The organism is Acinetobacter sp. 1000160, from assembly GCF_000588715.1.
Taxonomy (GTDB): Bacteria; Pseudomonadota; Gammaproteobacteria; order Pseudomonadales; family Moraxellaceae; genus Acinetobacter; species Acinetobacter courvalinii.
Window position 1 is genome coordinate 1 of sequence record NZ_JFWP02000023.1, and the last position, 2,047, is coordinate 2,047.

Genomic DNA, 2,047 nt, shown 5'->3' on the forward strand with positions numbered 1-2,047 from the left:
AATATTCAACCAGTGCCTTCTGGAAAGATGTACAGAAATTCAATGCTTCTGCGATCGGTTATGTCGGTGAACTATGCCGTTACCTGATTGATGCACCAGCAACTGAACTGGACCGTGCGCATCGCGTGACTAAAATGATTGGCAATGGCATGCGCCCAAATATCTGGGGCAAGTTTAAAGAGCGTTTCGGGGTTGAAGAAGTGCTTGAACTGTATGCGTCAAGCGAAGGTAATGTCGGTTTCAGCAATATCTTTAACTTTGACAATACCGTCGGCTTCTCTCCTACGCCTTATGCCATCGTTGAGTTCGATAAAGAAAAGAACGAACTGGTCCGCGACAAAAAAGGCTATTGCAAGAAAGTCAAAACCGGTGAAGTTGGCCTGTTAATTGGCAAGATCACCAGCCGCTCACCTTTTGATGGTTATACCGACCCTGAAAAGAACAAGTCTGTGATCATGAAAGATGTGTTCACTCAAGGCGACTCATACTTCAATACCGGTGACCTGGTCCGTGATATCGGCTTCCGTCATGCCCAGTTTGTGGACCGCCTCGGCGACACCTTCCGCTGGAAAGGTGAAAACGTATCGACCACTGAAGTTGAAAACATGGTCTGTGAGTATGAAAAAATCGCAGAAGCCGTGGTTTATGGCGTAGAAATTCCAAATACCAATGGCCGTGCTGGTATGGCAGCCATCACCTTGGTGGATGGTGCAGCGCTGAATGATGCAGATTTAAGCGAAATGGTGAATGTATTTAAAAAATGTTTACCTTCCTATGCCATTCCGGTGTTCTTGCGCGTTCAGGAAAAGGTTGAAACCACCGGTACATTCAAATACCAGAAAAATAAACTGAAAGAAGATTCGTTCGATCCGAGCAAAACCTCTGAACGTTTACTGGTGTTATTGCCTGGTGCAAGCAGCTATTGTGATGTAAATACTGAGATCTTTGACAATATTCAAAGCTATAAATACCGTTTCTAGTTTATTTTTTAGCTAAATAAGAGGAAATCGTGCTTTTTATAAACAATCATGCACATGTTTTTAAATTTCCTCTTGTGTTAGCTGAATAACTTGCTAGAATACGCAACATCAAAACGAAGACGCATTTAGAACTCATTAGTTTTTCTTGCGAAGCCAGTTGAAATACTTGCTTAGGGTCGTTAGCTCAGTTGGTAGAGCAGCGGACTTTTAATCCGTTGGTCCCGCGTTCGAGTCGCGGACGACCCACCATCTAATGTTTTGAGAGTTTGTGAAATGTATTTTACAAACGCCTGTAAGAGGTTAAGCTACAGAAAATCATAGATTTTCTCTTACGCTCAGGTAAAACGTTGTTTTACTTCTCCTCGCTCAGGGTCGTTAGCTCAGTTGGTAGAGCAGCGGACTTTTAATCCGTTGGTCCCGCGTTCGAGTCGCGGACGACCCACCAGATTCGAAAAAGCCTCATCATTTGATGAGGCTTTTTTATTTTGTCATCGATATCTTTCCAAACGATGACAAAAACCAAAACTAGTGCTTTAAGCCTCCCTGCTCAAAGCACACATAATTTTTAAATTATAAAAATCTTTCCAGCACCGAATTTAAAAAGATATGTCCCTGCTCGGTACAGGCAATTCTGTTCTGATCAGCAATGAGAAGTTTTTTCTCACGCAAGTCATGCAATGTCTCATTCAAATCTTGCAACGCAAGTCCTGTGCGCTGGGTATACGACTCGGTCGCTACACCTTCATTTAAACGCAATGCGTTCATCATAAATTCAAAAGGCAATTCATCTGCTTCAATGCGTTTCATTTGCACATGTTCAGCAGGGACTTTGGCTAAATAATCTTTAGGTAAACGGGTTTTCTGGAAACGGTAAATCCCGTCAGGACGCGTGACCTTGCCATGCGCACCGGCTCCAATCGCCAGATAATCACCAAATTGCCAATAATTCAGATTATGTGCCGATGGCTTTTCCTTACGCCAGGCCGAAACTTCATAATTGACATAACCATTGGCTTTTAAATACGCCTCACCTTTCTCCTGAATCTGCTCTAGGACCTCATCTTGCG

General features: G+C 43.2%; 1 protein-coding gene, 2 tRNA genes and 1 pseudogene. 3 read left to right on the plus strand and 1 reads right to left on the minus strand.

Translation table 11 applies throughout. The features are described from left to right. The 3 genes from J699_RS00145 to J699_RS00135 form a co-directional block, all read left to right on the plus strand. Window positions 1–980 (plus strand): AMP-binding enzyme (locus J699_RS00145; RefSeq protein WP_032883019.1); only part of this gene is annotated, 980 nt, incomplete at its 5' end. Between the two features lie 173 nt (window positions 981–1,153). Continuing rightward, a tRNA-Lys gene (locus J699_RS00140) sits at window positions 1,154–1,229 on the plus strand. Window positions 1,230–1,349: 120 nt separating this feature from the next. After that, window positions 1,350–1,425, plus strand: a tRNA-Lys gene (locus J699_RS00135). A gap of 125 nt (window positions 1,426–1,550) precedes the next feature. On the opposite strand, the pseudogene J699_RS00130 reads toward J699_RS00135, so the two are convergent. Beyond that, window positions 1,551–2,047, minus strand: a pseudogene (locus J699_RS00130) (YggW family oxidoreductase); the annotation flags it as partial.